Origin of the sequence: Virgibacillus salexigens (assembly GCF_014905415.1) — a bacterium.
Taxonomy (GTDB): domain Bacteria; phylum Bacillota; class Bacilli; order Bacillales; family Amphibacillaceae; genus Virgibacillus; species Virgibacillus salexigens.
Genome location: NZ_BNEO01000001.1, coordinates 21,943 through 46,145, shown reverse-complemented (window position 1 = coordinate 46,145; position 24,203 = coordinate 21,943). Strand labels below are relative to the sequence as shown.

General features: G+C 37.6%; 23 protein-coding genes and 1 riboswitch. Of the genes, 14 read left to right on the top strand and 9 right to left on the bottom strand.

What is annotated here, in order from left to right; translation table 11 throughout:
* Positions 1-82 precede the first annotated feature (82 nt).
* Together JKP73_RS00215 and JKP73_RS00210 are read left to right on the top strand one after the other, a co-directional pair.
* Positions 83-346, top strand: a complete 264-nt coding sequence (locus JKP73_RS00215; RefSeq protein ID WP_021288907.1) for a phosphocarrier protein HPr — start codon at positions 83-85, stop codon at positions 344-346.
* Between the two features lie 107 nt (positions 347-453).
* Positions 454-1,293 (top strand): SDR family oxidoreductase, encoded by an 840-nt coding sequence (locus JKP73_RS00210; RefSeq protein WP_021288906.1) that lies wholly within the window; start codon positions 454-456, stop codon positions 1,291-1,293.
* 74 nt (positions 1,294-1,367) lie between these two features.
* Here JKP73_RS00210 and kapB read toward each other — a convergent pair whose 3' ends face one another.
* Positions 1,368-1,748: a kinase-associated lipoprotein KapB gene (kapB, locus tag JKP73_RS00205; RefSeq protein ID WP_021288905.1), complete on the bottom strand. Its 381-nt coding sequence runs from the start codon at positions 1,746-1,748 to the stop codon at positions 1,368-1,370.
* Between the two features lie 121 nt (positions 1,749-1,869).
* On the opposite strand from kapB, the gene JKP73_RS00200 reads away from it, so the two are divergent.
* Positions 1,870-2,055: a hypothetical protein gene (locus tag JKP73_RS00200; RefSeq protein WP_021288904.1), complete on the top strand. Its 186-nt coding sequence runs from the start codon at positions 1,870-1,872 to the stop codon at positions 2,053-2,055.
* A gap of 119 nt (positions 2,056-2,174) precedes the next feature.
* A complete protein-coding gene (locus tag JKP73_RS00195) occupies positions 2,175-2,759 on the top strand; it encodes a superoxide dismutase family protein (RefSeq protein ID WP_021288903.1) in 585 nt (194 codons plus the stop codon).
* A 26-nt stretch (positions 2,760-2,785) separates the two neighbouring features.
* Here the strand turns inward: JKP73_RS00195 and JKP73_RS00190 are convergent, their stop codons facing one another.
* Both JKP73_RS00190 and JKP73_RS00185 read right to left on the bottom strand, forming a co-directional pair.
* Positions 2,786-3,955 (bottom strand): MalY/PatB family protein, encoded by a 1,170-nt coding sequence (locus tag JKP73_RS00190; protein ID WP_160806572.1) that lies wholly within the window; start codon positions 3,953-3,955, stop codon positions 2,786-2,788.
* A 196-nt stretch (positions 3,956-4,151) separates the two neighbouring features.
* Complete coding sequence (locus JKP73_RS00185) at positions 4,152-5,498, bottom strand: glucose-6-phosphate isomerase (RefSeq protein WP_160806571.1); 1,347 nt, start codon at positions 5,496-5,498, stop codon at positions 4,152-4,154.
* A gap of 167 nt (positions 5,499-5,665) precedes the next feature.
* Here JKP73_RS00185 and JKP73_RS00180 point away from each other — a divergent pair, with 167 nt between their 5' ends.
* Positions 5,666-5,905: a DUF378 domain-containing protein gene (locus tag JKP73_RS00180; protein WP_021288900.1), complete on the top strand. Its 240-nt coding sequence runs from the start codon at positions 5,666-5,668 to the stop codon at positions 5,903-5,905.
* Between the two features lie 45 nt (positions 5,906-5,950).
* Here the strand turns inward: JKP73_RS00180 and yugI are convergent, their stop codons facing one another.
* Positions 5,951-6,325, bottom strand: a complete 375-nt coding sequence (gene yugI, locus JKP73_RS00175) for a S1 domain-containing post-transcriptional regulator GSP13 (RefSeq protein ID WP_021288899.1) — start codon at positions 6,323-6,325, stop codon at positions 5,951-5,953.
* A 132-nt stretch (positions 6,326-6,457) separates the two neighbouring features.
* Between yugI and JKP73_RS00170 the strand changes: the two genes are divergently transcribed.
* On the top strand, positions 6,458-6,868 hold the full coding sequence (locus tag JKP73_RS00170) for a YugN family protein (protein WP_160806570.1): 411 nt from the start codon (positions 6,458-6,460) through the stop codon (positions 6,866-6,868).
* On the opposite strand, the gene JKP73_RS00165 is transcribed toward JKP73_RS00170, so the two are convergent.
* Entirely contained in the window at positions 6,848-7,852 is a 1,005-nt protein-coding gene (locus JKP73_RS00165; RefSeq protein ID WP_038243169.1) for a potassium channel family protein, read from the bottom strand. The two genes, JKP73_RS00170 and JKP73_RS00165, sit on opposite strands and share 21 nt — an antisense overlap.
* 221 nt (positions 7,853-8,073) lie before the next feature.
* On the bottom strand, positions 8,074-8,634 hold the full coding sequence (locus JKP73_RS00160; RefSeq protein WP_021288896.1) for a thioredoxin family protein: 561 nt from the start codon (positions 8,632-8,634) through the stop codon (positions 8,074-8,076).
* A 133-nt stretch (positions 8,635-8,767) separates the two neighbouring features.
* Here JKP73_RS00160 and JKP73_RS00155 point away from each other — a divergent pair, with 133 nt between their 5' ends.
* The 3 genes from JKP73_RS00155 to JKP73_RS00145 all read left to right on the top strand — a co-directional run bounded on the left by JKP73_RS00155 (position 8,768) and on the right by JKP73_RS00145 (position 15,736).
* On the top strand, positions 8,768-9,826 hold the full coding sequence (locus JKP73_RS00155) for a M20/M25/M40 family metallo-hydrolase (protein WP_021288895.1): 1,059 nt from the start codon (positions 8,768-8,770) through the stop codon (positions 9,824-9,826).
* 552 nt (positions 9,827-10,378) lie between these two features.
* Positions 10,379-14,701, top strand: a complete 4,323-nt coding sequence (locus JKP73_RS00150) for a S8 family peptidase (protein ID WP_200410787.1) — start codon at positions 10,379-10,381, stop codon at positions 14,699-14,701.
* 133 nt (positions 14,702-14,834) lie between these two features.
* Positions 14,835-14,978: riboswitch (FMN riboswitch) on the top strand.
* Positions 14,979-15,142: 164 nt separating this feature from the next.
* Complete coding sequence (locus tag JKP73_RS00145) at positions 15,143-15,736, top strand: ECF transporter S component (protein WP_021288892.1); 594 nt, start codon at positions 15,143-15,145, stop codon at positions 15,734-15,736.
* 220 nt (positions 15,737-15,956) lie between these two features.
* Here JKP73_RS00145 and JKP73_RS00140 read toward each other — a convergent pair whose 3' ends face one another.
* From JKP73_RS00140 to JKP73_RS00130, 3 genes are read right to left on the bottom strand one after another with little or no spacing between them, the layout of a single operon-like run.
* Positions 15,957-16,310 (bottom strand): TraR/DksA C4-type zinc finger protein, encoded by a 354-nt coding sequence (locus tag JKP73_RS00140; RefSeq protein WP_021288891.1) that lies wholly within the window; start codon positions 16,308-16,310, stop codon positions 15,957-15,959.
* Positions 16,294-16,728, bottom strand: coding sequence for a hotdog fold thioesterase (locus JKP73_RS00135; RefSeq protein WP_021288890.1), 435 nt, complete (start codon positions 16,726-16,728; stop codon positions 16,294-16,296). Before JKP73_RS00135 ends, JKP73_RS00140 begins: the two co-directional genes overlap by 17 nt.
* 15 nt (positions 16,729-16,743) lie before the next feature.
* Entirely contained in the window at positions 16,744-17,679 is a 936-nt protein-coding gene (locus tag JKP73_RS00130; RefSeq protein ID WP_021288889.1) for a 1,4-dihydroxy-2-naphthoate polyprenyltransferase, read from the bottom strand.
* Between the two features lie 156 nt (positions 17,680-17,835).
* Here JKP73_RS00130 and JKP73_RS00125 point away from each other — a divergent pair, with 156 nt between their 5' ends.
* The 5 genes from JKP73_RS00125 (at position 17,836) to JKP73_RS00105 (ending at position 24,201) form a co-directional block, all read left to right on the top strand.
* Positions 17,836-19,230 (top strand): isochorismate synthase, encoded by a 1,395-nt coding sequence (locus JKP73_RS00125; protein ID WP_160806566.1) that lies wholly within the window; start codon positions 17,836-17,838, stop codon positions 19,228-19,230.
* Complete coding sequence (gene menD / locus JKP73_RS00120) at positions 19,227-20,966, top strand: 2-succinyl-5-enolpyruvyl-6-hydroxy-3-cyclohexene-1-carboxylic-acid synthase (protein WP_200410786.1); 1,740 nt, start codon at positions 19,227-19,229, stop codon at positions 20,964-20,966. Before JKP73_RS00125 ends, menD begins: the two co-directional genes overlap by 4 nt.
* A gap of 24 nt (positions 20,967-20,990) precedes the next feature.
* Positions 20,991-21,776, top strand: coding sequence for a 2-succinyl-6-hydroxy-2,4-cyclohexadiene-1-carboxylate synthase (menH, locus tag JKP73_RS00115; protein WP_234447026.1), 786 nt, complete (start codon positions 20,991-20,993; stop codon positions 21,774-21,776).
* Positions 21,777-21,829: 53 nt separating this feature from the next.
* Complete coding sequence (gene menB, locus JKP73_RS00110; protein ID WP_021288885.1) at positions 21,830-22,648, top strand: 1,4-dihydroxy-2-naphthoyl-CoA synthase; 819 nt, start codon at positions 21,830-21,832, stop codon at positions 22,646-22,648.
* A gap of 101 nt (positions 22,649-22,749) precedes the next feature.
* On the top strand, positions 22,750-24,201 hold the full coding sequence (locus JKP73_RS00105; protein WP_200410785.1) for an o-succinylbenzoate--CoA ligase: 1,452 nt from the start codon (positions 22,750-22,752) through the stop codon (positions 24,199-24,201).
* Positions 24,202-24,203: the final 2 nt, after the last annotated feature.

Genomic DNA, 24,203 nt, shown 5'->3' with positions numbered 1-24,203 from the left:
TCAGTTTTTCACTAAACAATTCTAGAAACATTGTACGTGTAATATGTACATAGGATAATATCTTTTGGAAGGATGAATTAGGATGAAAGAACAAACGTTTACAATTACAGCAGATACCGGAGTCCATGCACGTCCGGCAACACTTCTGGTAAATAAAGCAGGGCAATTTGAGTCAGAAGTAGAAATAGCTTACAATGATAAAACAGTAAACTTAAAATCAATTATGGGTGTTATGTCTCTTGGCATTCCAAAGGGTGCTGAAATTAAAATTACGACAAACGGTCCAGATGAAGAAGAAGCACTTAATGGAGTGGAAGAAGTAATTAAAGAACATCTCGGAGAGTAATAGAGATCCTTTAGAAACTGTCAGTATTTATGCTGACGGTTTTTTATTTATATTTTTAAGGATGGATCGTTCATGTTATGGTGAATTCAGAGGAAGGAGAGGTGGTCATGAGAACAAAAACGGCGATGGTTACAGGAGCAAATTCGGGAATGGGGTTAGCCACAGCTATTGAGCTTGCGAAGCAAGGGGCGCATGTTATTATGGTTTGCAGAAACCAACATAGAGGAGAAGAGGCTCTGTATCAAGTAAGCAAGAAAAGTGGATCAAAGTCTATATCTTTAATGCTATGCGATCTAGGCAGTTTTTCAAGTATACAACGCTTCGCAAAATCGTTTGAGGGTCAATTTAATCAGTTAGATGTGTTAATTAATAATGCTGGTGTTGTTACGATTAAACGGCAAACGACCATAAATGGGTATGAAATGATGCTAGGGGTTAATTATTTGGGGCATTTCTTATTAACTATTCTGCTCCTTGATTCTATAAAAAAATCTTCTGATGGAAGAATCATTAATATATCGTCAGGTGCTCATAAAATAGGGAAGATTGATATTCGTTATCCAAATTTAAGTAAGTCGTATAATCCAGCAACGGCTTATGGACGATCAAAGCTATTAAATATTTTGTTTACGAAAGAATTACAAAGGCGTGAACCAGAGCTAGCTGTGTTTGCACTTCACCCTGGAGCGGTTGCAACAAATCTTGGAGTAGATCGTAACTCAGGATTTGGCGAAAAGGTATATTCGTATCTACACCCCTTCTTTCTAAGCCCAAGTCAAGGGTCGGAAACGGCAGTTTTTTTAGCTACCAATGAAACAATACCTTCAAAAAAAGGGAATTATTTCTATCGGAAACAAGTTGCTCCAACAGCAAAAACAGCAAAAGATGAGGTTTTAGCCAAACAGGTATGGGAATGGGGAATGAATCAAGTAAAACTGTATATTTGATAATCCATTTCAAACATAAACTTAAAGCCACATTTCATCATAATAGGTGAAATGTGGCTTTAACCTAAGGGCTTCTATTTAAAATATGTTTGTTCTAGCTGCTGTAAGCATTTCATTGCAGCTTGATTATAAGTAGTTTCTTCTTTGGTTAACTTTTCTTTATAGTCATTAACCGCTTGCCTCAAGGATTGTTTATAATCAGGAATCAACTCAGAATGAGGATGAACCGCAGGTTTTTTTACATTCATTTTTTCATGGTAAGCCAGCGCTTTCCGTTCGTGAAAGAAAACGCCTTCTGTTTGATGTGGGTTATGCAAATCACCTTGCATGGGATGTTTCTTAACTGCTAATACTTCGATAACATAGCGGTCTCCTTTGTCAGCGATTGCTTTTCCTATATATGTCCCTGATTTATAATGAGCTTTAACGGTATCTCCTAACTGTACTTCTGGCATGTCAATCGTCCCTCCTTATTATTATTGTGCCAAAAATGTAACAGTTTGGCGAATATTTTTTATTAGCCGTTTCGATATCCTAACGAGTTTGATATACTGATCGTGAAGGAAGTGAATGCGAATGATGCCTTTTCTCTATTTTCCAGAGGACAAGACAGAATACATACCGGCTGTAATAACCTTAATTATCTTTATGATTGCCGCCAGTATTGTCATGTATTTATTTTATAAAAAATCAAAAAAAGATGAGAAAAAATTTGATGAGCAATATAACAAAAAGATTAAAGAATCGAAAGAGAATAGTTAACGCCCGAAGTCTCCTGAACAAGGAGACTTTTTATGTTTGACTTTGAAAAAGAAGGAATCCACGAATCGTTTCGCACTTCTCGGAGAACATAAGGGAAAAGAGCTAAAAGGAGTAGTCGTATGCGTTGGGTAATTGTATCTATTGTTCTTATTTTGATGACAGCTTGTCAGCAGGAGGATCCGAAGAGTCGGAAAGTGGAAATGTATAATGCATCAGGAGATATGGTTGGGACAGCTAGCTTCAATGAACAATCAGATGGGGTAAATGTAAAATTAAAGTTAGAAGGTTTAGAACCAGGTTTTCATGGAATCCACATACATGAATACGCTAAGTGTGAAGGTCCTGATTTTAAATCCGCAGGAAATCATTTTAATCCAACCGGAGCTGAGCACGGCTTAATGCATCCAGAAGGCTCCCATCTTGGCGATTTACCAAATATTGAAGCAGATGCCGGAGGACTAGTGGATGCTGACCTTATGCTACCACAGACAACATTATTGGATGGAAAGAACTCTTTGATAAAAGGGGATGGTACTTCCATAATCGTTACACAAGACGAAGATGATGGGATGAGTCAACCTGGAGGGAACTCAGGACAACGAATTCTTTGTGGCAAATTGACTAAATCTGAAGCTGAAGATGAGGATAGAGAAGGGGAGTCGCCAACAGACCCTACTCAGTATAATGACAAACAAGAAGAGTAAGGAGGCGAAAGCAGCCTCCTTCATTTTTATCTGTTTTGAACAGCTGATAGAATTCGTTTGACACCTTCTTCTAAAGTTGGTCTTGGACAAGCAATGTTAATTCGCATAAACGTGGCACCTTCTTGTCCATAATCTACACCTGTGTTCAATCCGACTCTTGCTTGATTTATCATAAATTCTTTCAATTCACGATGATCCATATTTAAGGCACTACAATCAATCCAAAGCAAATAAGTTCCTTCTGAATCAATTACTTTTAATTCAGAAGTATGCGTTTCAAACGTTTCTTTGACATAATCTTTATGGCTTTTTAAAACATGACGTAATTCATCTAGCCATGCTTCCCCATAAGTGTATGCAGCTTCTAGTGCAGTGTTACCCATAGTATTTAAGCCGTTTACACCTTGTTTTGATAGTTGTGTTTCTAATTGGTCACGCTTTAATTTATCGGGCGTAACAATATAAGATGCTTGTAGTCCAGCTAAATTAAACGTTTTAGATGGAGACATACATGTTACCGTCTGCTGAGCAATTTGGTCAGATAATGACGCAATTGGAACATGCACTTCTTCGGGAAATGTTAGATCCCCATGAATTTCATCCGAGATGATGATGGTGTTATATTTTAAGCATAAATGTGCTAACTCAGCTAATTCAGTCTTTTTCCAAACTCGACCAACCGGATTATGCGGTGAACATAGGATGAATGCTTTTACACCTTGCTTTAGCTTCTCTTCAAAGTCTTCAAAGTCAATTTCGTAATAGTTATCCTTATAAACAAGCGGACTTTTGACGACATTTCTTTCATGACTCTCTATCACTTTATAAAACGGGGTATAAACTGGAGTTTGAATTAAGATATTATCTCCAGGGTTAGTAAAAGCTTGAACTGCCATATGTAGACTTGTTACAACACCAGGACTAAAAGAAAGCCAGTTTGCTTTAATATCCCACCCATGCCGGCGGCTAATCCAATCAACAATCGTTTTTTTTACGGTATCATCGACGATGGTATATCCATAAATCCCGTGTTTTGCTCGTTCAATTAATGCATTATTCACTCCTTCTGGAGCTTGAAAATCCATATCTGCTACCCACATTGGCAGCACATCCTCTGTTTGAAAAACAGGTTTTAGCATATCCCATTTCACAGATTTTGTATTTTTTCTATCATGTTGCAAATCAAAAATTCCCATTAGTGCCCTCCTAATTAGTTATTTGTTATAGTATAACATTTCTTGCCTCTATCCTCTTGCAATAAATTCGAGAAAAAAAGCAATAAAAAAAGCAAAGCGATTATCGCTTTGCCTACAGGGGGAATACGAGAAAGTCTTACATTTTATAGCATACCCCAAATATAGAAATATAAACCTTAATTGGAAACTATTTTAATTATAATCGATTTTCAAGTTGCTTTTTCTCATCTTCATAACCTGGTTTTCCAAGTAATGCAAACATATTTTTCTTATATGCTTCTACTCCAGGTTGATCGAAAGGGTTAACCCCAAGTAAGTATCCACTTATTGCACAAGCTTTTTCAAAGAAGTATACCAAATAACCAAATGTATATGCATCCAGCTTTGGAATTTCGACTACTAGATTAGGAACATCTCCATCCGTATGGGCTAATAGTGTACCTTGAAAAGCTTTATCATTTATTTCATGAAGTGTTTTTCCGGCAAGGTAATTAAGGCCATCTGCATTTTCACCATCTTCTTCTATTGTAATATTGTATTTTGATTGGTTAACATGCAGAATGGTCTCAAATATATTTCGGCGTCCTTCTTGGACATATTGCCCCAGTGAATGTAAATCAGTTGAAAAATTAGCAGAAGATGGATAAATTCCTTTATTATCTTTGCCTTCACTTTCACCAAATAACTGTTTCCACCATTCAGCAAAGTATTGCAAGCTTGGCTCATAATTAATGAGCATCTCGGTTGTTTTTCCTTTATTGTATAAAATATTACGTACTGCTGCATATTGATAACTCGGATTGTGCTGTAAAGAGGGTTCGTCTAAATCTTGCATCGCTTGATGAGCACCTGACATCATTTCATCAATTGAAATACCACTTACTGCAATAGGCAATAAGCCAACAGCAGTTAATACAGAATATCTTCCACCAACAGCATCAGGAATTACGAATGTCTCATATCCAGCCTGATCAGCAGTATTTTTCAAAGCGCCTTTTTCTTTATCAGTAGTTGCGAAGATTCGTTCTTTAGCTTGTTCTTCACCATATTTTTCTTCCAACATTTTTTTGAAGATACGAAAAGCGATGGCTGGTTCCGTAGTTGTTCCGCTTTTTGAAATAACATTAATAGAAAAGTCTTTATCTTGTAAGATATCTTGCAATTCGCGTATATATGTAGAACTCATATGATGTCCCACAAAGATAATATGGGGGCTATTTAATTCGTCTGCAGATAGATAACTTTGAAAAGAATGATTTAACATTTCTAATGCTGCCCGTGCACCTAAATAAGAGCCACCAATACCTATTACTAATAGGATATCTGAGTTATTTCGGATTTTTTCTGCACTTTCCTTTACTCGATTAAATTCTTCCTTGTTATACGTTTCTGGTAAATCAATCCATCCTAAGTAATCATTGCCTACTCCTGTTTTCTCATGAAGGGATTGATGTGCAGCTTCTACCGCACTTTGTAGATTATTAATTTCCTGTTCATGAAGAAACGGAAGTGCTTTTTTATAATTAAACGATACATGACTCATAAGCTTATCCTCCTATATAAAAATGGAAACATTTCTATCTCTAGTAATAAATACTACACTATTCACTTTACCCAAGACATGTTGGGAAATCAAGAAAGACAACTACATATTTTGCTGATAATGGTAAAAGCTATAGTAGAAATGAATGATAAAAGGAGGATAAACTCATGAATGGATTACAGCGAACAGCTTTGGCTATAACGATTATTGGCGCAGTGAATTGGGGCTTAATTGGTTTATTTCAATTTGATTTAGTGGCAGCCATTTTTGGAGGATCACAAAGTGCAGCTATTGCTCGAGTAGTTTATACATTAGTTGGAATTAGTGGCCTTTGTTTACTGCCATTGTTATTTAAAACGGACGAAGCGTTTGCGGATCAACGGGATCCTAAACGTGTGGATAGTTAATCACTAAAAAAGGCAAACTCGATGAATAAGGAGTTTGCCTTTACTTTAATTTTTAGCGTTACCTTCAGATTGTTTAATCCACTCTTCAAGCTTGTCTTTAAGTGTATTAAATCCAGTTGATTCGTTGCTCTGTTGTTTCGTTGGTGCTTGTTTTGGTTTCTCCTGTTTTTGGGAAGCCTCTTCCGTTGCACGAATAGATAAAGAAATCTTGTTATTTTCTTCATCAATCTGAAGAATTTTTACCTTTACGTTATCACCAATAGATAAATGATCGTTAATATCTTTTACATATCCATGTGTCACTTCAGAAATATGCACAAGTCCTTGGATTTCTTCATTTAGGGCAACAAAGGCACCGTATGGCTGAATTCCAGTTACTTTTCCTTCTAAAATTTGACCGTTCTCAAAATTGCTTGTCATGCTGAACAACTCCTATATCATTATTCGGTTCATTTTACACAATAAAATATTTTAGCATAATAATTAGGATGTAGCAAAACATATTAGTAAATCATTTGATTACTACTATCGAAAGAGAAGGAGAAGAAAAAAATGGTACCTCTTGAATCCAGATTAGAAAATAAGATTTATTCCTTGTATGTCTTAGAAGAGATTTTGAAACCAGAAGGATTTGTTATCGGATCGAATTGGGATTATGACAAAGGCTATTTTGATTTAAAAATGGATGATCAAGGAACTTATTACTTTCTACGTATTCCTTTTTATGCAGTACAAGGATCTTTAGATTTCCCTGGTGTTACGGTTCGGTTGGAAAAGCCATTTTTATTAGGGCATCAATATCAATCAGGATATGATAGTAAGGGATCTGCTGGGCTAGTACAAGATACGTTCAATCAATTTCAAGCTCCAACAGACCCAGATACGGAGATTCCAGAGGAAAATATTGATTCAGGCAAAGCGTTAATGAAAAAAGTAGAGGATTTAGTAATTCCAAGGGATTAACCCAATCAAAATATCATCTTTTTTAACTACAAATTCAAACGTTGGATTCATCATGTATTGATTATTTCTTATAACGCCAATTAATATTTGCTGATTTTTACGTTGAATATTGGCAATGTCACCAAATGACATGTTCTCAAATTCTTCGGGCAATGAGGCATGGTGAAATTGTTGTGATGTAAGCATGAAAAAAATGTCTTCAAATGGTCTGGCTTTTGTATCACGGGATAATTCATGATAAAATAGTGCGCTTGTAAAGTCGTTCGAACGTAATATGGTTGTTGCTCCAGCACGATGAGCATTCTCAATCTGACTTGCAGCTAGAATTTCAATAATAATTGGAATCGATGCGTTGTTCCCTCGAATGGCTACTGCAGTGAGAATCGAGAAATTATCTGCTTCTCGTTCTCTTTTTGTAATATCCGCTGTTATTAATACGCGATCAGCTAACTTAATATTGGCTTTTTCAAGAATGGCATCTTCCGTAGGATCTCCTTGAATAAAGTGGACAGGATAATCGGAAAAGGCAACATGTTCAAGGGTTGTATCAATAAGAACCATGCGAATATGGGAACTCGATTGAGCAATGAATTCAATTAATTGTCTGGTCCGCTCATTCCATCCAATGAGGATGAGGTGGTTGCTCCCTTTAAATGCTACCTTTCCATGTTCTAGATCTTGTTCATGTTGCACTGTAGCAGCAGATATGGTGGAAATATAAAAAGCAATCAATCCACCGCCAGTTAATATTAAAGAAATTGCAACGATCCTCCCGGTGATTGTTAAGGGAACATAATCGCCATACCCCACTGTAGCACCCGTTACAAATGCCCACCAAATACCATCAAAAATACTAGGAAATTGGTTCGGTTCTACCAAGTGGATTAATGTTCCAAAAAAACACATCAGTATAAATATAACTAATAGTAGTCTTACAAATATAGGAAGTTTGAAATATATTTGTTTAAAAAGTCGGACACTCACGCTATTCACCTGTTTCTACTTACTTATATACAAATTTCAACTTAAGATATTGAGTAATGATTTACAGAAGGCTAGGCCTGGCTTCCTATTTACAATTATGAGGAAGCACGGTGCAGATATTGTTTATCAAGTTAAGATGTTTCTTACCTAGTATAGACATGGACGTTCAATTATAACCTATAAAAAAAAGGCGGAATGCATACATTCGGCCTTTACTCCACTTATTTTGTTGCTGCTTGGATCGTTTCTTTTAAACTAAGATAAACGTCATTCCAGAACGGGGTATGGTCGCGATAAGACTTCGTCATAAAGAAAATCATCTCCTTCCATTTATCTTTATAGTCTTTTGCATCTTTAGGAGGAAGTTTAGCTTGAGATTGATCAACAAATGATTGAAGGGTACTTGATCTTGGCCCCCATTTGGCGATTTCTTCACCTTGTTCATCAATGAAAATAAAAATTGGAATAGAACGTGATTTGCCGTTTGTTAAATAGTTATCCATTAATTCCAAATTATTGTCACGAAGCAGCATACGGACCTCCATGTCTGTTGTATCTGCTATACGTAATAATATCGGTATGTTTAACATGGCATCTCCACACCAATCTTCAGTAAGTATGATGATACGTAGCTTCTTTTTCACAACGCTAGAAAAAAATGTTTGATCATTAGGTAATTCGAAATGATCGTAGATGTATAGCAAGTTTTCTTTATGCTTTTCCATAGATTCAATGTATGTATCTGGGTTTATTCCTTTTTCAAACCATTGATTTAAGTTCATCGTATACTCTCCTTCTATTTCATTTACTTTAAAGTGTACCCATCCTACATTCATGCGTAAACAAAAATGATCTCTAGAGAAATTTTTGCTATCATATAAATGGTAAGTGTGCCACTAAAGGAGGAAGTAAAACATGAGTTTAGCAAATCAAGATTTTTTGTTGGAATTATTAAAAACTCCATCGCCATCCAGTAATGAAATGGAAATACAGAAGAAGTGGATTCAATATGTAAAAGTCTTTGCAGATGAAATACGTACGGATCATGCTGGAAATGCAATTGGAGTGTTAAATCCTCAAGCACCGTTTAAAGTGTTGTTAGCAGGTCATTGTGATGAAATAGCATTAGTAATTAATCGAATGGATGAAAATGGTTTTTTGCATTTTGATAAAATGGGGGGCATTAATCCAAAAGCAGCTGTAGGTATGAAAGTAACCGTATTGGGATTTCAGAGTACCGTTACCGGAGTAATTGGTGTGAATGCGCAGCATCATGGCGGATTGAAGAATGATTTTGAGTTAGAGGACTTGTTCATTGACTGTGGATTTCGTTCCAAAGCGGAAGCAGAAGAGAAAATCCAAATAGGTGATTTAGCTGTTTATCAAACTGTACCAGAGATATTGGCTGATCGTTATATTGCTGGGCGTGGTCTCGATAATCGTACAGGTGCTTTTATTGTTGCGGAAGTCTTAAAACGCTTAAAAGAAAAAGGCTGTCAAGTTGGCGTATATGCTGCAAGCACCGTGAATGAAGAGACTAATATGGGGGGAGCATACTTTGCTGCAGCAGGTTTAGCACCAGATATGGCTATCGCTTGTGATGTAACATTTGCTACCGATTATCCTGGCGTTAATACAAATAAATATGGAGATGTGCGCCTAGAGAATGGGCCAGTATTGGCAAAAGGAGCACCAATTAATCGAAAAATAAACCAACTATTAGAAAGGGCAGCTAATGCGTTAAACATGCCTTTACAGTATGAACTTACACCAAGAATGACTGGTACAGATGCAGATAAGATGCGGTTAACTGGCAAAGGTGTGCCAGTTTCATTGGTATCCTTACCATTACGTTATATGCACTCTCCTGTGGAAACGTCCAGTTTACAAGATATCGAACAGGAAATTGATCTATTGGTAGAGGTGATTGCTTCCTTATCCGGAACAGAAAGCTTAAACCCGTTAGATGATTGAGTTTTTAACAAAAAGATAACAACATTTCAATTTATGAGTCAAATTTATTATAAAAATTACAAATCATAATTAATTTGTATTGTGTATTGTTACAAAATAAAGTGATTTAGTCTTAGTTTTTCTATTTAGACGAAAATGAATAAGTAATCATTTGTAATAGGCTAGGCCATTTTATTTATTTTTATCTTGAAATCAATGTAAATAACCTAGGTAGTTTGATTAATAAAGTAGCGCTATTTCTTTAGTAATAAGGAGTAGGGCTATTTTATTATAAATAGGAATTTGAGCCACCCGTAAATATACCTATGTAAAAATCAGAGAAAAACTACTACTATTCTATCAATTTAGAAAATTCGGCATTCTTTCGACTTGATTCGACACTATTCTGACTTCTCCATCGACTATACTTGCTGTAACAACCTAGATATTTCAGATAGGCACCGCTGTCAGCTAAGAACCAAAATTGGTAAGGGAGGGAGACAGAAGGTGTTTTTTTATTATAGGTTCTTATCTGCATCAGATTGTGTCAAAAAAGAAGGGGAGGAATAGCTGTTGAAAGCTAAGAGAAGACGTCAATCTAAAGCACTAAGTGTCGCAGCAACAGTTTTAATGACATTTTCTTTAATTACACCAGGTCTAGCTAATGCAGAATCAAGTGGGAAGTTACATCAAGCCGCTAAGGATTCTAATAAAACAGTAGAGGAAAAAGTCAGTGATCGATTAGTAAAAGAATTTAAAGACGACGAAAAGGTAACCTTCCTGGTGAAATTCAGTGAAAAAGCAGATGTTACGAAGGTCGCTGAGAATGCAAAGTCTGATGCAGCAAAGGCAAGTTTGTCAGCACAAAAAGCTGAACATGTACAACGCTCTGCAGTAATATCCGAATTAAAAACGACTGCACTAGAGTCTCAAGAAAACGTAAAAGCTTTCCTAGAAGAACAAGAATCTAAAGGTAATGTGGAGAAATTTAAATCTTACCATATCGTAAATGGTATGGCAGTTACTGCTACAAAAAAAGTAGCAGAAAAAATAGCTTCGTTTGCAGAGGTTGAAAAAATCTTACCAAACGAAGAGCGTGAACTATATGATGTAACAATAGATAAAGAGGCAGGTGAAGTTGCATCTGAGCTTGCCAATATTGAATGGAATGTAGAACGTGTAGGTGCCCCATCCGTATGGGAGATGGGCTTTGATGGAACAGGTACTGTTGTTGCTAGTATTGACAGTGGAGCACAATGGGATCATCCTGCACTCCAAGAAAAATATCGAGGATATAATGCTGAAACGGGTGAAGTGGATCATACCTATAGCTTTTTCGATGCAACAGCAGACGAAGAAGAGGCTTATGATGATCATGGCCACGGAACGCATGTTACTGGAACAATGGTTGGAAGCGAGCCAGATGGTTCAAACCAAATTGGAGTTGCTCCTGGTGCAAAATGGATTTCGGCTAAAGGGTTAAATGCTGCAGGATCTGGCTATGACACGTGGTTGTTAGCAGCTGCGGAATGGATGCTTGCTCCTGGTGGTGACGCTTCCATGGCTCCTGATGTAGTTAATAATTCATGGGGCGGTGGTCCTGGCTTGGATGAGTGGTATCGTGACGTGGTTACTGCTTGGAGAGCAGCGGAAATATTCCCGGAATTTTCTGCTGGTAATACAACATTAACGAATCCTGGTGGTCCTGGGTCAGTTGCTGTACCAGCTAACTATCCGGAATCGTTTGCAACTGGTGCCACAGATTCAGAAGATTTACTAGCAAGTTTTTCATTACAAGGACCTTCTCCTTACGATGAAATTAAACCTGAAATTTCTGCACCCGGTGTAAATATACGTTCAAGTGTACCAGGTGGTGGTTATGAAGGTGGATGGAATGGAACCTCGATGGCTGGACCAGCGGTTTCTGCAGTTGTAGCTTTAATGAAGCAAGCAGATGCTAGTCTCACTGTCGATGAACTTGAAGAAATTTTAATGACAACAGCAAATCCATTGACGGATGATGAATTTCCTGAGTCACCAAATAATGGGTACGGAGCTGGTCTAGTAAATGCCTATGATGCTGTTTCCTCACTTGTTACTGGCTTAGGAACAATAGAAGGACAGGTTACCAAAGCTGGTGAAGATGCAGAAGCACCTACCTTTGAGCATGAAGGAATTACAGAATCCTATATTGGTATGGATCTAGATTTAACGATCGAAGTAACAGATAACATTAGTGTTAATAATGTAACATTAGAATATACAAATCAAGATGGAGAAACGCAATCCGTTGAGGCAGAACGAATTTCTGGTGATTACAAACAAGGTGAATATCAAGCGACAATCCCAGGAGAACAGCTTACTGGTGAATCTTTATCCTACAACTGGGTTATCAATGATTTTGGAGACAATGAAGTAACTAGCGATAGTTATGAGGTTGCTTTATTACCAGGGGTCTCTGTTGGTTTCTCTGATGATTTTGAATCCCCATCAGCTGGGTGGTCCGTTATTGGAGAAGGAAATAGTTGGGAGCGTGGTGTACCAACTTCAGGTCCTGAGAGTGCTGCTTCCGGTGAAAATGTATATGCAACTAATTTGGCAGATGAATATGATAATAATGCTAATACAACATTGGTCATGCCACCTATTGATTTACCTGAGGGAGAAGCCTATTTACAATTTAATCAGTGGTATAATATTGAAAATAATTGGGATTACGGTCATGTATTTATCTCGACAGATCAGGAAGAATGGACACAGCTATTACGGGTAACGGATACAACTGATGGCTGGGAAAATGCAGAAGTTGATTTATCAGAATATAGTGGTCAACGTGTTTATATTGGTTTCAATCTTGATAGCGATGGAAGTGTGTCGAGAGAAGGCTGGTATATTGATGATGTAACTTTAGCTGAAACATCAAATAGTGAAAGTGCTTCTGTATCAAAAGATAAAGGGTATGTAGGAGTTGTTGGTTTTGATAATGCGCTAAGTATTGTTAAAAATGATAAAAAAGCTTCTTTAAAAGAAGAAGTGAATCCTGCAAAAATCCAGCCTGTAAATCCAAAGAAAGAATTGGATCCAGAAAAGGATACAATTAGCCCTGCGTTATTACCAATGAGTGCTCAAGTTAGTGTGTTGGAAAGTGGACGTTCAGTCGCTACCGATCCAGCTACAGGGGGCTATACGCTTCTGCATGCTGCCGGTGACTTCACAGTAAAAGCTGAAGCTTATGGCTTTGAATCTCAAGAGCAGGCAGTTACAGTGGAAGCAGATGGAACAACGGAAGCTGATTTTACCCTGGAAGAAATGGATCAATTCACCGTTAGCGGAACAGTCACAGATCAACAAACGGGAGAGCCTGTATCAGGAGCTACCTTATTATTGGAAGAAGATGCAAATGTGGAACCAGTAACTACAGATGAAGAAGGTAACTATTCTTTAACCGCATATAAAGGAAGTTATACCTTAAAAGTAGTTGCAAGTGGATACCACGGAACAGAAGTCGAAGTATCTCTAGAAGATGGAGATGTCACGGAAAATGTGGAATTGGAACCATTCTATACTGTTCCTGGTGGAGAAATTGCTTATGATGACGGCACAGCAGAAAATGCACGTGCTTTCTACGATGCATTTAATGGATGGGGAGTAAAAATGACACTTCCTGAAGGTGAAGAATCTGGCGTCGTTGATGCAGCTGTATTTAAGTTCTGGGATGAAGAGTTCCCGAATCCAGGAGGTACGGAATTCCAAGTTGAAGTTTGGGATGCTACTGGTACAGATGGAGCTCCAGGTGAAAAACTAGCTGGACCGTTCGATGCAGAGGCAATCCGTGATTCGAACGAATGGACAGTTATCGATCTATCGGAACATGGTATTGTTGTAGATAAAGAATTCTATGTTGTTTATGTTCAGACAGCAACGAATACAGAAGCTCCTGGACTAGCAACAGATGAAAGCAGTCAAAATGCAGAGCGTAGCTATCAATTAGTTGGTGGTACATGGTCGAAGTCTCCTTCTGCTGAAGGAAATTATATGATTCGTGCTCGTGTTAATTACGAAGTAGAAGAACCAGTAATTACAGCTCCTGCTAATGATACCATCACGAATGAGACAGAGGTTACAGTAGAAGGTACAGCCTCACCGACAACAACAATTCAATTGTTAAATAATGGTGAAGAAGTAGGTACAGCAGAGATCGGTGAGGATGGTGCATTTGCAATTCCAACAACATTATCTGAAGGAGCAAATGAGTTAACAGCCGTATCTCTTCTGGATGGTACACCTACTGGAGAATCGGAACCTGTAAATGTAACGTTAGATAAGGAATCACCTGAATTAACGATTGACAATCCTGAAGATGGTGAAAAATCAAATCGTGAGACGGTTACAGTAGAAGGCACAGTTTCCGATACAAATCTTGATGTTGTTGAAGTTAATGGTCAAGAAGCTGATGTGGAAGAAGGAAGCTATTCTAAGCGAATCCTGTTAGACGAGGGTGAGAACCAAATTGAAGTTGTAGCTCATGACCTAGCAGGTAATACTGCAACGGAATCCGTCACACTTGATGTTGACTTCACAGCTCCAGAAATCGAAAATTTAACTCCTGAAGAAGATGTTAATCTTGAAGCTGGACAAACCGTTAAGTTTGAGTTTGATAGTGAGCCAGGATTAAAAGCAAGCTACTTTATTCATATGCCATTAACAAATACGGTCACCAATGCAACCGAACTTCCAATGATGGAAACTTCAGAAGGACATTATGTTGGGTATTGGACAGCGACTAGTAATGTTGTCGCAGAAGGGGCTGTTATTGAAGTGAAAGTCGAAGATGATTATGGCAATGAAACACGTGAACAAGCAGAGGGAAAATTATATATTAATGTAGCGGAATAAGTAGTAATTAGCATTTAAAACATCCTGTATCAGTTCGCTGTGATACAGGATGTTTTTTGTATGTATAAGCAAAGCTTCTTTGTTGCCAAATTTGTAAAGTTAGGGTAAAATGAATTTACAATATAATAATCGATTCCATCTTCGGGGCAGGGTGAAATTCCCGACCGACGGTAAGAAGCTATTTTAGCTTCAAGTCCGTGACCCACAATCAATGATTGTGGTTGATCTGGTGTGAGTCCAGAGCCGACAGTTACAGTCTGGATGGGAGAAGATGTCGAGCCTGATAATGTGCGTGAAGACGCACTGCTTTTTCCTATGAATATGCATGATAACCCTAAAGCCCCGGTTAGGAGCTTTAGGGTTTTTTGAATGGGAAAGTTATCGGCTTTGGTCCTTCATCACGAGATAGGGATCGATAGGAGATGAAGGAGGAGTATGGTAATGCATATTGCCAATAAGCAATCATCAAAACTAATTAAATTAATTATTCTATCGTTACTTGGAACAGTATCCATTTTATTGTTTTTTCTGAATTTCCCATTGCCGTTTTTACCAGCTTATTTAAAAATTGATTTTAGTGATGTACCGGCGATGATGGCTTCACTAATATTCTCCCCAATTGCTGGGGTTATTGTAGTGGCTATTAAAAACTTGTTGTATATAGCTGTTACCGGTGCTGCAGATCCAATCGGTGCGGTGGCGAATTTTCTTGCTGGAATAATGCTGGTTTTACCTGTTTCCATCTTATATCATCGGTTTAAAGGTGTTAAAAGTGTTATTTCAGGATTGGCTGCTGGTACAATTATAATGGCCTTAGGTATGAGTTTACTAAACTATGTTATTATATTGCCGGCTTATGGTTGGCTAATGGGTTGGGAAGGAATGTCTAGCAGTACAGTGAAGTGGGCTGCTATTTATGCTGGTATCCTGCCATTCAATATTATTAAAGGAATCGTAATTGGAATGTTATTTGTTCCATTATTTATAAAAATGCGTCACTGGATTGAACAAAAGCAGATAAGATTAGCTCCCTAAAACGATTATTAACAGAGGGAGGTTAGCTTGTAGCGAACAAGGGGTTCGCTACAAGCTTTTTTTCATATCCTTTCTCTTTTTTGCGATATATTCCTAGAATGAAAGCTTGCACTAATATCTCTGGTTATCCATTTCTGTGATGCTAATCTCATTTCACGTTGCTTCTTTGAAAAATAAAAAAGACCATCGAGAAAAGTCTCGATGGCCTTTAGCTGTTTTCTTATTTTTCTTCTACTAAATAACGAGCAGTTGGTTGAGCTTCTAAACGTTCGATAGGAATTGGCTTACCTGAGATTTCACTTACTCCGTAATTTCCCTTTTCTATCTTTGCTAATGCTTCTTTGATATCCTGTAATTGATCTTCTTTTATCTGTTGTACCCCTGCATCTCTTTCCTGCTCAAATTGTTCAGTACCCATATCTGCTGGGTGGTTATCATAATCAGCCAATTCTTCCACAGCTTCATTTGGGCTTGTTGGATCGTTTGCAGCTAAATCGTTTTCGATCTCCTTTTTCATATAAAGTAACCGGCTTTTAAGTTCAGCTATTTTTTCTTGACTAAGATGTTTGCTCATTAGAGCTCTCCTTTCTGAAGGATTCGGTTGTTTCCTTTCTTTTTGAAACGATACCAATTGTACATCTAGACACACTTATGAGATTAGCTTGTTCATCCGTGATTCTTATATCCCACACCATGGATGTCTTCCCAGTATGAAGGGGCGTAGCTGTAGCAGTTACCATGCCGCTGCGTTTACTTCGTATATGATTCGCATTAATTTCCATTCCGAATACACTTTTTGTTTGGGGGTCAGCATGTAATGAGGCTCCAATGCTAGCAGCTGTTTCAGCTAGAGCTACAGATGCTCCCCCATGCAAATAGCCATAAGGCTGGTGTGTTCGCTTATCTACTGGCATTGACAAAATTACTTTGTCCTTTGTTAAAGAGATTTGTTGAATACCAAGCACTTCCATTAACGTATCGTTGAATGTCATTGAGAAACCCCCTCTTTATATGAACATGCTAATAAATAATGATACCCCAAGTAATAAACCATAAATCGAATTTGTCTTACCGGTTGCAGCCATTGCAGGCATCATTTCAATCGGCTGTGTTTTGCCTTTAAATTTATTAATGACGTCAACAGCTTTAACTGCTCCTATAAATGTAATGATCGACCATATCGGTAGAATATCTGCTATAATGAGAATTGCTGTAATCATAAAGGCTATAATGAACATGGAAGCAAGAAAACGAACAGCATTTCTACGTCCAAGCAGGATAGCTAATGTCTTTCTTCCGTTTTCTTTATCATTATCTAAATCGCGAATGTTATTTGATAGCATGATGGCTCCAATAAAAAGCGCTATTGGTATCGATGCAAAGATAACTTCAGGCGTAATGACTTCAGCTTGAATAAAATAACTAATTCCAATAATGACGGTTCCCATTAAAAATCCAGAAAATAATTCACCTAGCGGAGTGTAAGCAATTGGTAACGGTCCTCCCGTATACAAATAACCGAAAACCATACAACCTAAACCAATAACTGCAATCCACCAGCTGGATTCTAAGCAAATATAAATACCAAGTAAAATAGCTATTCCATAAAATCCAAGAGCTAACTGTAAAACCGTTTTTGGTTTTATTCCGTCTCGTACAATGGTACCACCAATACCAACGGAGTCTTCTGAGTCTAAACCTTTAACAAAATCGTAGTATTCATTAAACATATTGGTGGCAGCCTGAATAAGCACAGCTGCTATGAGCATAGCTATAAAAAGCGGTAAATTCACATACCCCTCTCGAAAAGCAAGCATCGACCCAACAAATACTGGTATAAAGGATGCAGTTAGTGTATGAGGTCGTAATAATCGCCACCAGACCTGAAATCCATCTCTTTCATTCAGTGCTTCTTTTATATTAACTTTATCAGATGATTGCATCGCATGTTCCTCCTGTTAATACCTATATCATATTAATTTTATGGAATTTGTAATAAGGTGTCAACGTTCGGGTTTGATTTCCTTGAGAATCCGCAAAAAAGAGAATAAAATAAAGATGGAAGTTTGTCATTGTTAGTTTAACGGAGGTTAATGCAAATGATTGAAGTACAAGAACAACAAGTTGAGGATATTTTACAAGATGCAATTCAACGAATAACAACATCAGGTAAAGATTTTCAACTTGTAAGCATTACAAAAAAAATTCAAACAACTAATCCGGTTCACTTCTTTGAAGCGGCTTTACGTTTAAATAAAGAGCGGGTATTTTGGACGAGCGCAAAAGAATCGTTCACCATGACTGGAGTAGGAAATGCGTTTGAGATGGATGCGAACGAAAACCGATTTTCGTTTATTGAATCAGCTTGGGAGCAATTGCGTGGACAAGCAGTGATCTATAATCCATATGAAGTTCCAGGAACAGGTCTCGTTTCCTTGGGGGGGATGGATTTTGACCCTGAAAAGAAACGAACAGAATTGTGGGGAGATTTTCCGTCTATTTATTTTACTGTTCCGGAGTATTTACTTACCAAATTTGAGAATGAATGTTATTTAACAGTTAATATAAAAATAACGAAAGAAGATCATGTTATTCAATTATCTAATCAAATTAGAAACGATGAACGTATCTTGTTATCACTTAAGGAATTGGAGAAACAACCATTGGAGATTGTTCAACAACATGATATTGCTCCTGATCAATGGAAACAAATTGTACAGAAAGCTACCGAAGAAATTAGCCATGATCAAGTGGATAAGGTTGTTTTGGCGAGGGAAGTACGATTAAAATTAAATCGCGATGTAAATAGAGCAGCAGTAATTGAAAAATTAATAGCTACACAATCCAATAGCTATGTCTTTGCTTTTGAACAAAAAAACAGCTGTTTTATTGGAGCAAGTCCTGAAAGGTTAGTAAAAATAAAGAATAAAGAGCTGTTGTCAACCTGTTTAGCAGGGACGGCACCGAGAGGAAAGACAAACGAACAGGATAAAAAGATAGCCAACGCTTTAATGCAAGATATGAAGAACAGAGAAGAGCATGATTTTGTTGTACAGATGATTAAACAAGGTGTGGCAAAATATTGCGAGCAAGTCTATGTGCCAGAAGAACCGATTATTTATCCTTTGAAAAACTTACAACATTTATATACACCGGTTACAGGTGTATTAAAACAAGGCCATAGTATATTTGATATTGTATCGCAATTACATCCAACACCTGCGCTTGGCGGACTTCCAAGAACTGCTTCCATGCTTTTTATTCGTGAAAATGAATTGCTTGATAGAGGCTGGTATGGTGCTCCTGTTGGTTGGTTTGATTACAACGAAAATGGTGAATTTGCTGTGGCTATCCGGTCTGGACTTATACAAAAGGATGAAGCTTCATTGTTTGCAGGGTGTGGGGTAGTGAAGGATTCTCAGCCAGAGGAAGAATTCGAAGAGACCAGAATAAAATTTGCACCAATGCTTTCTGTTTTAGGAGGAGAATCATGAATCACACTGAAGTATTAACACGCTATACAGCAAACTTTGTTGATGAATTAGCGATGAACGGATTAACGGATGCTGTCATTTCACCTGGGTCAAGATCTACGCCACTAGCATTAACAATTGCTGAGCATGAGAGCATTAAAGAATGGGTTATCATTGATGAACGCTCTGCTGCATTTTTTGCACTAGGAATGGCTAAAAAAACAAAAAGGCCGGTTGCATTGATATGTACTTCTGGAACAGCAGCTGCTAATTATTACCCAGCAATCGTAGAGGCTTATTATAGCAGAGTACCTTTAATTGTATTGACAGCGGATAGACCGCATGAATTACGAGATGTTGGGGCACCACAAGCAATTGAGCAGATAAAACTATATGGGGATTATGTGAAGTGGTTTCAAGAAATGGCCCTTCCGGAGGCAGCGCCAGATATGCTAAAGTATGCTCGTAGTAAAGCTGCAAGGGCTTTTTTTATGGCGAAAGAAGGGAACCCAGGTGCTGTACATTTGAACTTCCCATTTAGAGAACCACTAGTTGTGGATTTTGAATTGGACCATTTATGGGGGAAGGTAAGTCAAACTTCTTATCTTCCAACTTTTGAAGGTGAAAAGCATCTTACAAGTAATCAATTAACCGAATTATCTCAGCTTCTTCAAAATAAAGCAAAAGGTCTTATAGTTTGTGGTCCACAAACAGATCGGTATTTAGCAAAGGCAGTGACAAAGCTAGCTAGTAAATGGGAACTTCCTATCATTGCCGACCCCCTTTCACAGTTACGTTCTGGGGAGCATAAAAAGCAGCATATCATTGATGGTTACGATGCATTTTTACGTAATGAAACGATTCGTGAAGAGTTAAAACCGGATTTTATTATTCGTATTGGAGCCATGCCTGTTTCAAAAGCTTATTTATTTTTTGTGAAACAACATATGGATGCTTTACAAATAGTTATAGAAAACGAACGAGGGTTTAGAGAACCAACCGGCAATAAAACGGAATTTATCTTTGCGAATGCACGTACTGTTTGTGAAGCACTTACAGAGGTGGATAATCATACCCAGTATAGGAAGGAATGGCTTCGCAAATGGCAGCAGATGAATGCTATTTCAAAAAAACATTTTTCACGTCATACAGAAAATCCCATCACAGAAGGAGAAGCCATGCGTGGGCTAATTCATGCAATTCCAAATCATAGTAGCATTTTCGTTGGTAACAGTATGGCAGTACGTGATTTGGATACTTTCTTTTTAACAACTGAAAAACATATTGAAGTTCTAGCTAATCGAGGGGCTAATGGGATAGATGGCATGATTTCAAGTGGTATGGGAGCTGCAGTCCACGGAAGTCGATTAACCTTAGTTCTCGGAGATCTATCTTTTTTTCATGATATGAATGGTTTACATGCAGCAATGCATTATGGTATATCTGCTACTGTACTGCTAATGAATAATAATGGCGGAGGAATTTTCTCGTTTCTTCCTCAAGCGAATGATAAAAGACACTTCGAAGCTTTATTTGGAACACCGTTAAATATCGATTTTCAGCATGTAATAGCGATGTATGGCGGACACTACGATCGACCTCAATCTGAAGAGGAAGTAAAAATGGCCGTACAAGCAAGTTATCAGCGCAATGGTTTGTCAGTGATTGAAGTCAAAACAGACAGAGAGGCTAATGCAATCTGGCATCGTGATAAATGGAAGGCGATTGAAGAAGAAATCGTAAGTGGGGAGGAATAATACATGTATTTCTGCATAAATCAAATGAAATATTGGTACGAAGTCCAAGGGGATGGCGATCCGCTTGTATTATTACATGGTTTTACAGGGAGCAGAAATACATGGAAACCGTTTATACAATCATGGAAAAATAACTGGACATGTATTACGATTGATCTTCCAGGTCATGGTAAAACAACTGGATCTGTTTCATCCATGGAAGCCTGTTGTGTAGATTTGCATGCATTGTTTAACTACCTAAAACTAAATAAGTTTCATTTATTAGGGTATTCAATGGGAGGTAGAACGGCAATTACCTATGCGATGTTATATCCTGAAATGATATCATCATTACTATTAGAAAGCACATCGCCAGGGTTAAAAACAGCAGAAGAACGTCGACAACGAAAAGAAAAAGATAATTATTTAGCGGTGCAAATTGAAGAGAAAGGGATCGATTGGTTTGTTAATTATTGGGAAAAAATCCCACTTTTTCAAAGCCAGCAAAAGTTACCTAATTCGCAGCAACAAATCATACGAGAAGAACGTTTGTCTCAACATGCTTCAGGATTAGCTGATTCATTACGGACAATGGGGACAGGCGTTCAACGTTCTTGGTGGGAGGAACTCTCCTCTTTCTCTAAGCCTGTATTATTAATTGCTGGGGAAAATGATCAGAAATATTGTAAACTAATGAAGGTAATGGATAAACATTTTGAGTATGCTTGTTTACAGATCATATCAGAAGCTGGACATGCAATTCATGTGGAGAAACCAAAGATTTTTGGTAAAATAGTAAATGAGTATATCACAGGTACTAAACTAGCCTAATATGTACCACACGATTACTTCATTATTACATACTATCTAAAGGAGGAAATAACATGACAGTAAATTGGGAACAGGTAAGAGATTATCAAGAAATTATTTATGAAAAATATAATGGAATCGCTAAAGTAACAATTAACCGACCAGAAAAACGAAACGCATTTACACCATTAACAGTGAATGAGATGATTGATGCATTTGCGGATGCACGAGATGACTCAAATATTGGTGTAATTCTATTAGCTGGTGAAGGCGAAAAAGCATTTTGCTCGGGTGGTGACCAATCTGTTCGAGGACATGGAGGATATGTCGGGGATGATCAAGTTCCTAGACTAAACGTGTTAGATTTACAACGGCTTATTCGAACAATTCCTAAGCCAGTTATTGCTATGGTGTCTGGCTATGCAATTGGTGGGGGACATGTGCTACATGTTGTCTGTGATTTAACGATTGCTGCAGATAATGCCATTTTTGGACAAACAGGACCGAAGGTTGGAAGTTTTGACGCTGGATACGGTGCTGGTTTGTTAGCAAGAATGGTAGGCCATAAACGCGCGCGTGAAATATGGTACCTATGCCGACAATATAATGCAGAAGAAGCTTATGAAATGGGATTAGTAAATACAGTCGTGCCCGTTGATAAGTTAGAAGAAGAAACCATTCAGTGGTGTGAAGAAATTCTGGAAAAATCTCCAACCGCATTACGCTTCTTGAAAGCATCATTCAATGCAGATACAGATGGTTTAGCAGGATTACAACAAATGGGCGGAGACGCTACGCTTCTTTACTACACAACGGATGAAGCAAAAGAAGGAAGAGACGCATTTAAAGAGAAAAGAAAACCAGATTTCAAGAAGTTCCCTCGTTTTCCTTAAGTTGCAAAAGATTTTAAAATGTATCACCTTTGCTTTTAGCAAAGGTGTTTTCTATAACAATTTACATAAGTTAACAAAACATTATTGTAAGGAGCTTTATAATGCAAGATACGACCATTCCACATTGGCTATCGAAACAGGCTGATATTTCACCTCATTGTTCTGCTATTGAATTGGTAAACGGACAAAGGCTAACATTCGAAGAGTTAAAGAATCAAAGTCAAACTTATGCTAAGAAATTAGCAGATTGGGGTGTGAAGGAAGGCTTTCATGTTGCCATCCTATCAACGAATAAACAGGAAATGATTGTTGCTATTCATGCACTAAGTTATTTAAAGGCAGTCGCAGTGTTGTTAAATATACGACTAACAAAAGATGAACTCATGTATCAATTAAACGATGCGGATGTTTGTTTTTTGATCTATCCTGAAGAGTTAAAGGACAAAGCATCAAGCTTATCCATAAAACATCAAGCAAGTTATACAGAAATTCATCAACGACATCCAAAAAAAATCGCATTAGCAAAAGAAATTAGATTAAATGATCCTTTTACAATTATGTATACTTCTGGTACAACTGGATTTCCTAAAGGTGTTATTCACACCTATGGGAACCACTGGTGGAGTGCAATTGGCAGCGCATTGAATTTAGGAATTCATGACCAAGATAAATGGTTAGCTGCGTTACCGTTATTTCATGTTAGTGGTTTATCCATTTTAATTCGGAGTGTAATTTATGGGATGCCGGTATATTTATTAGAGAAATTTAATAAAAAAGCTGTTCATCAAGCCATTATGAATGACGGTGTAACAATTGTTTCTGTTGTTACTGTTATGTTGCAGCAATTAGTAGAAGAACTTGGAACAAATCAATATCCTACTACATTGCGCTGTTTTCTGTTAGGTGGAGGGCCTGCACCACTTCCTCTTTTGAAGCAAGCAAAAAAATTAAATGTACCAGTATTTCAGTCGTTTGGAATGACGGAGACCGCTTCACAAATTGTCACTCTCAATGCAAACGACGCCCTTAAGAAAGTGGGGTCAGCCGGAAAAGCATTATTTCCAGCACAAGTAAAGGTTGAATCGTCTGATCAGACAATAGGCGAAATATATGTCAAAGGACCCATGGTAACATCAGGCTATTATAAGAAACCAGAAGTGACAAATAAGATATTGAAAGATGGCTGGCTAGCAACGGGAGATTTAGGTTATTTAGATGATGAAGGCTTTTTATATGTGGTAGACCGGAGAAATGACTTAATCATTTCTGGCGGTGAAAATATTTACCCATCCGAAATTGAAAGTGTACTTTCTGGTCATCCTGCTATTAAAGAAGCGGGCGTTACAGGTATATCTGATGATAAATGGGGAGAAGTACCGATTGCATTTGTTGTAACTAACACCCAAATCGCATTTGATGAAGTGATGAACTATTTACGCGAACATATAGCTAATTATAAACTTCCAAAAGAAATTCATGAAGTAGCCGCTTTACCGCGTAATGCATCAAACAAACTAGTAAGAAGCCAGTTAAGACATATAAGGAAAGAATAAGG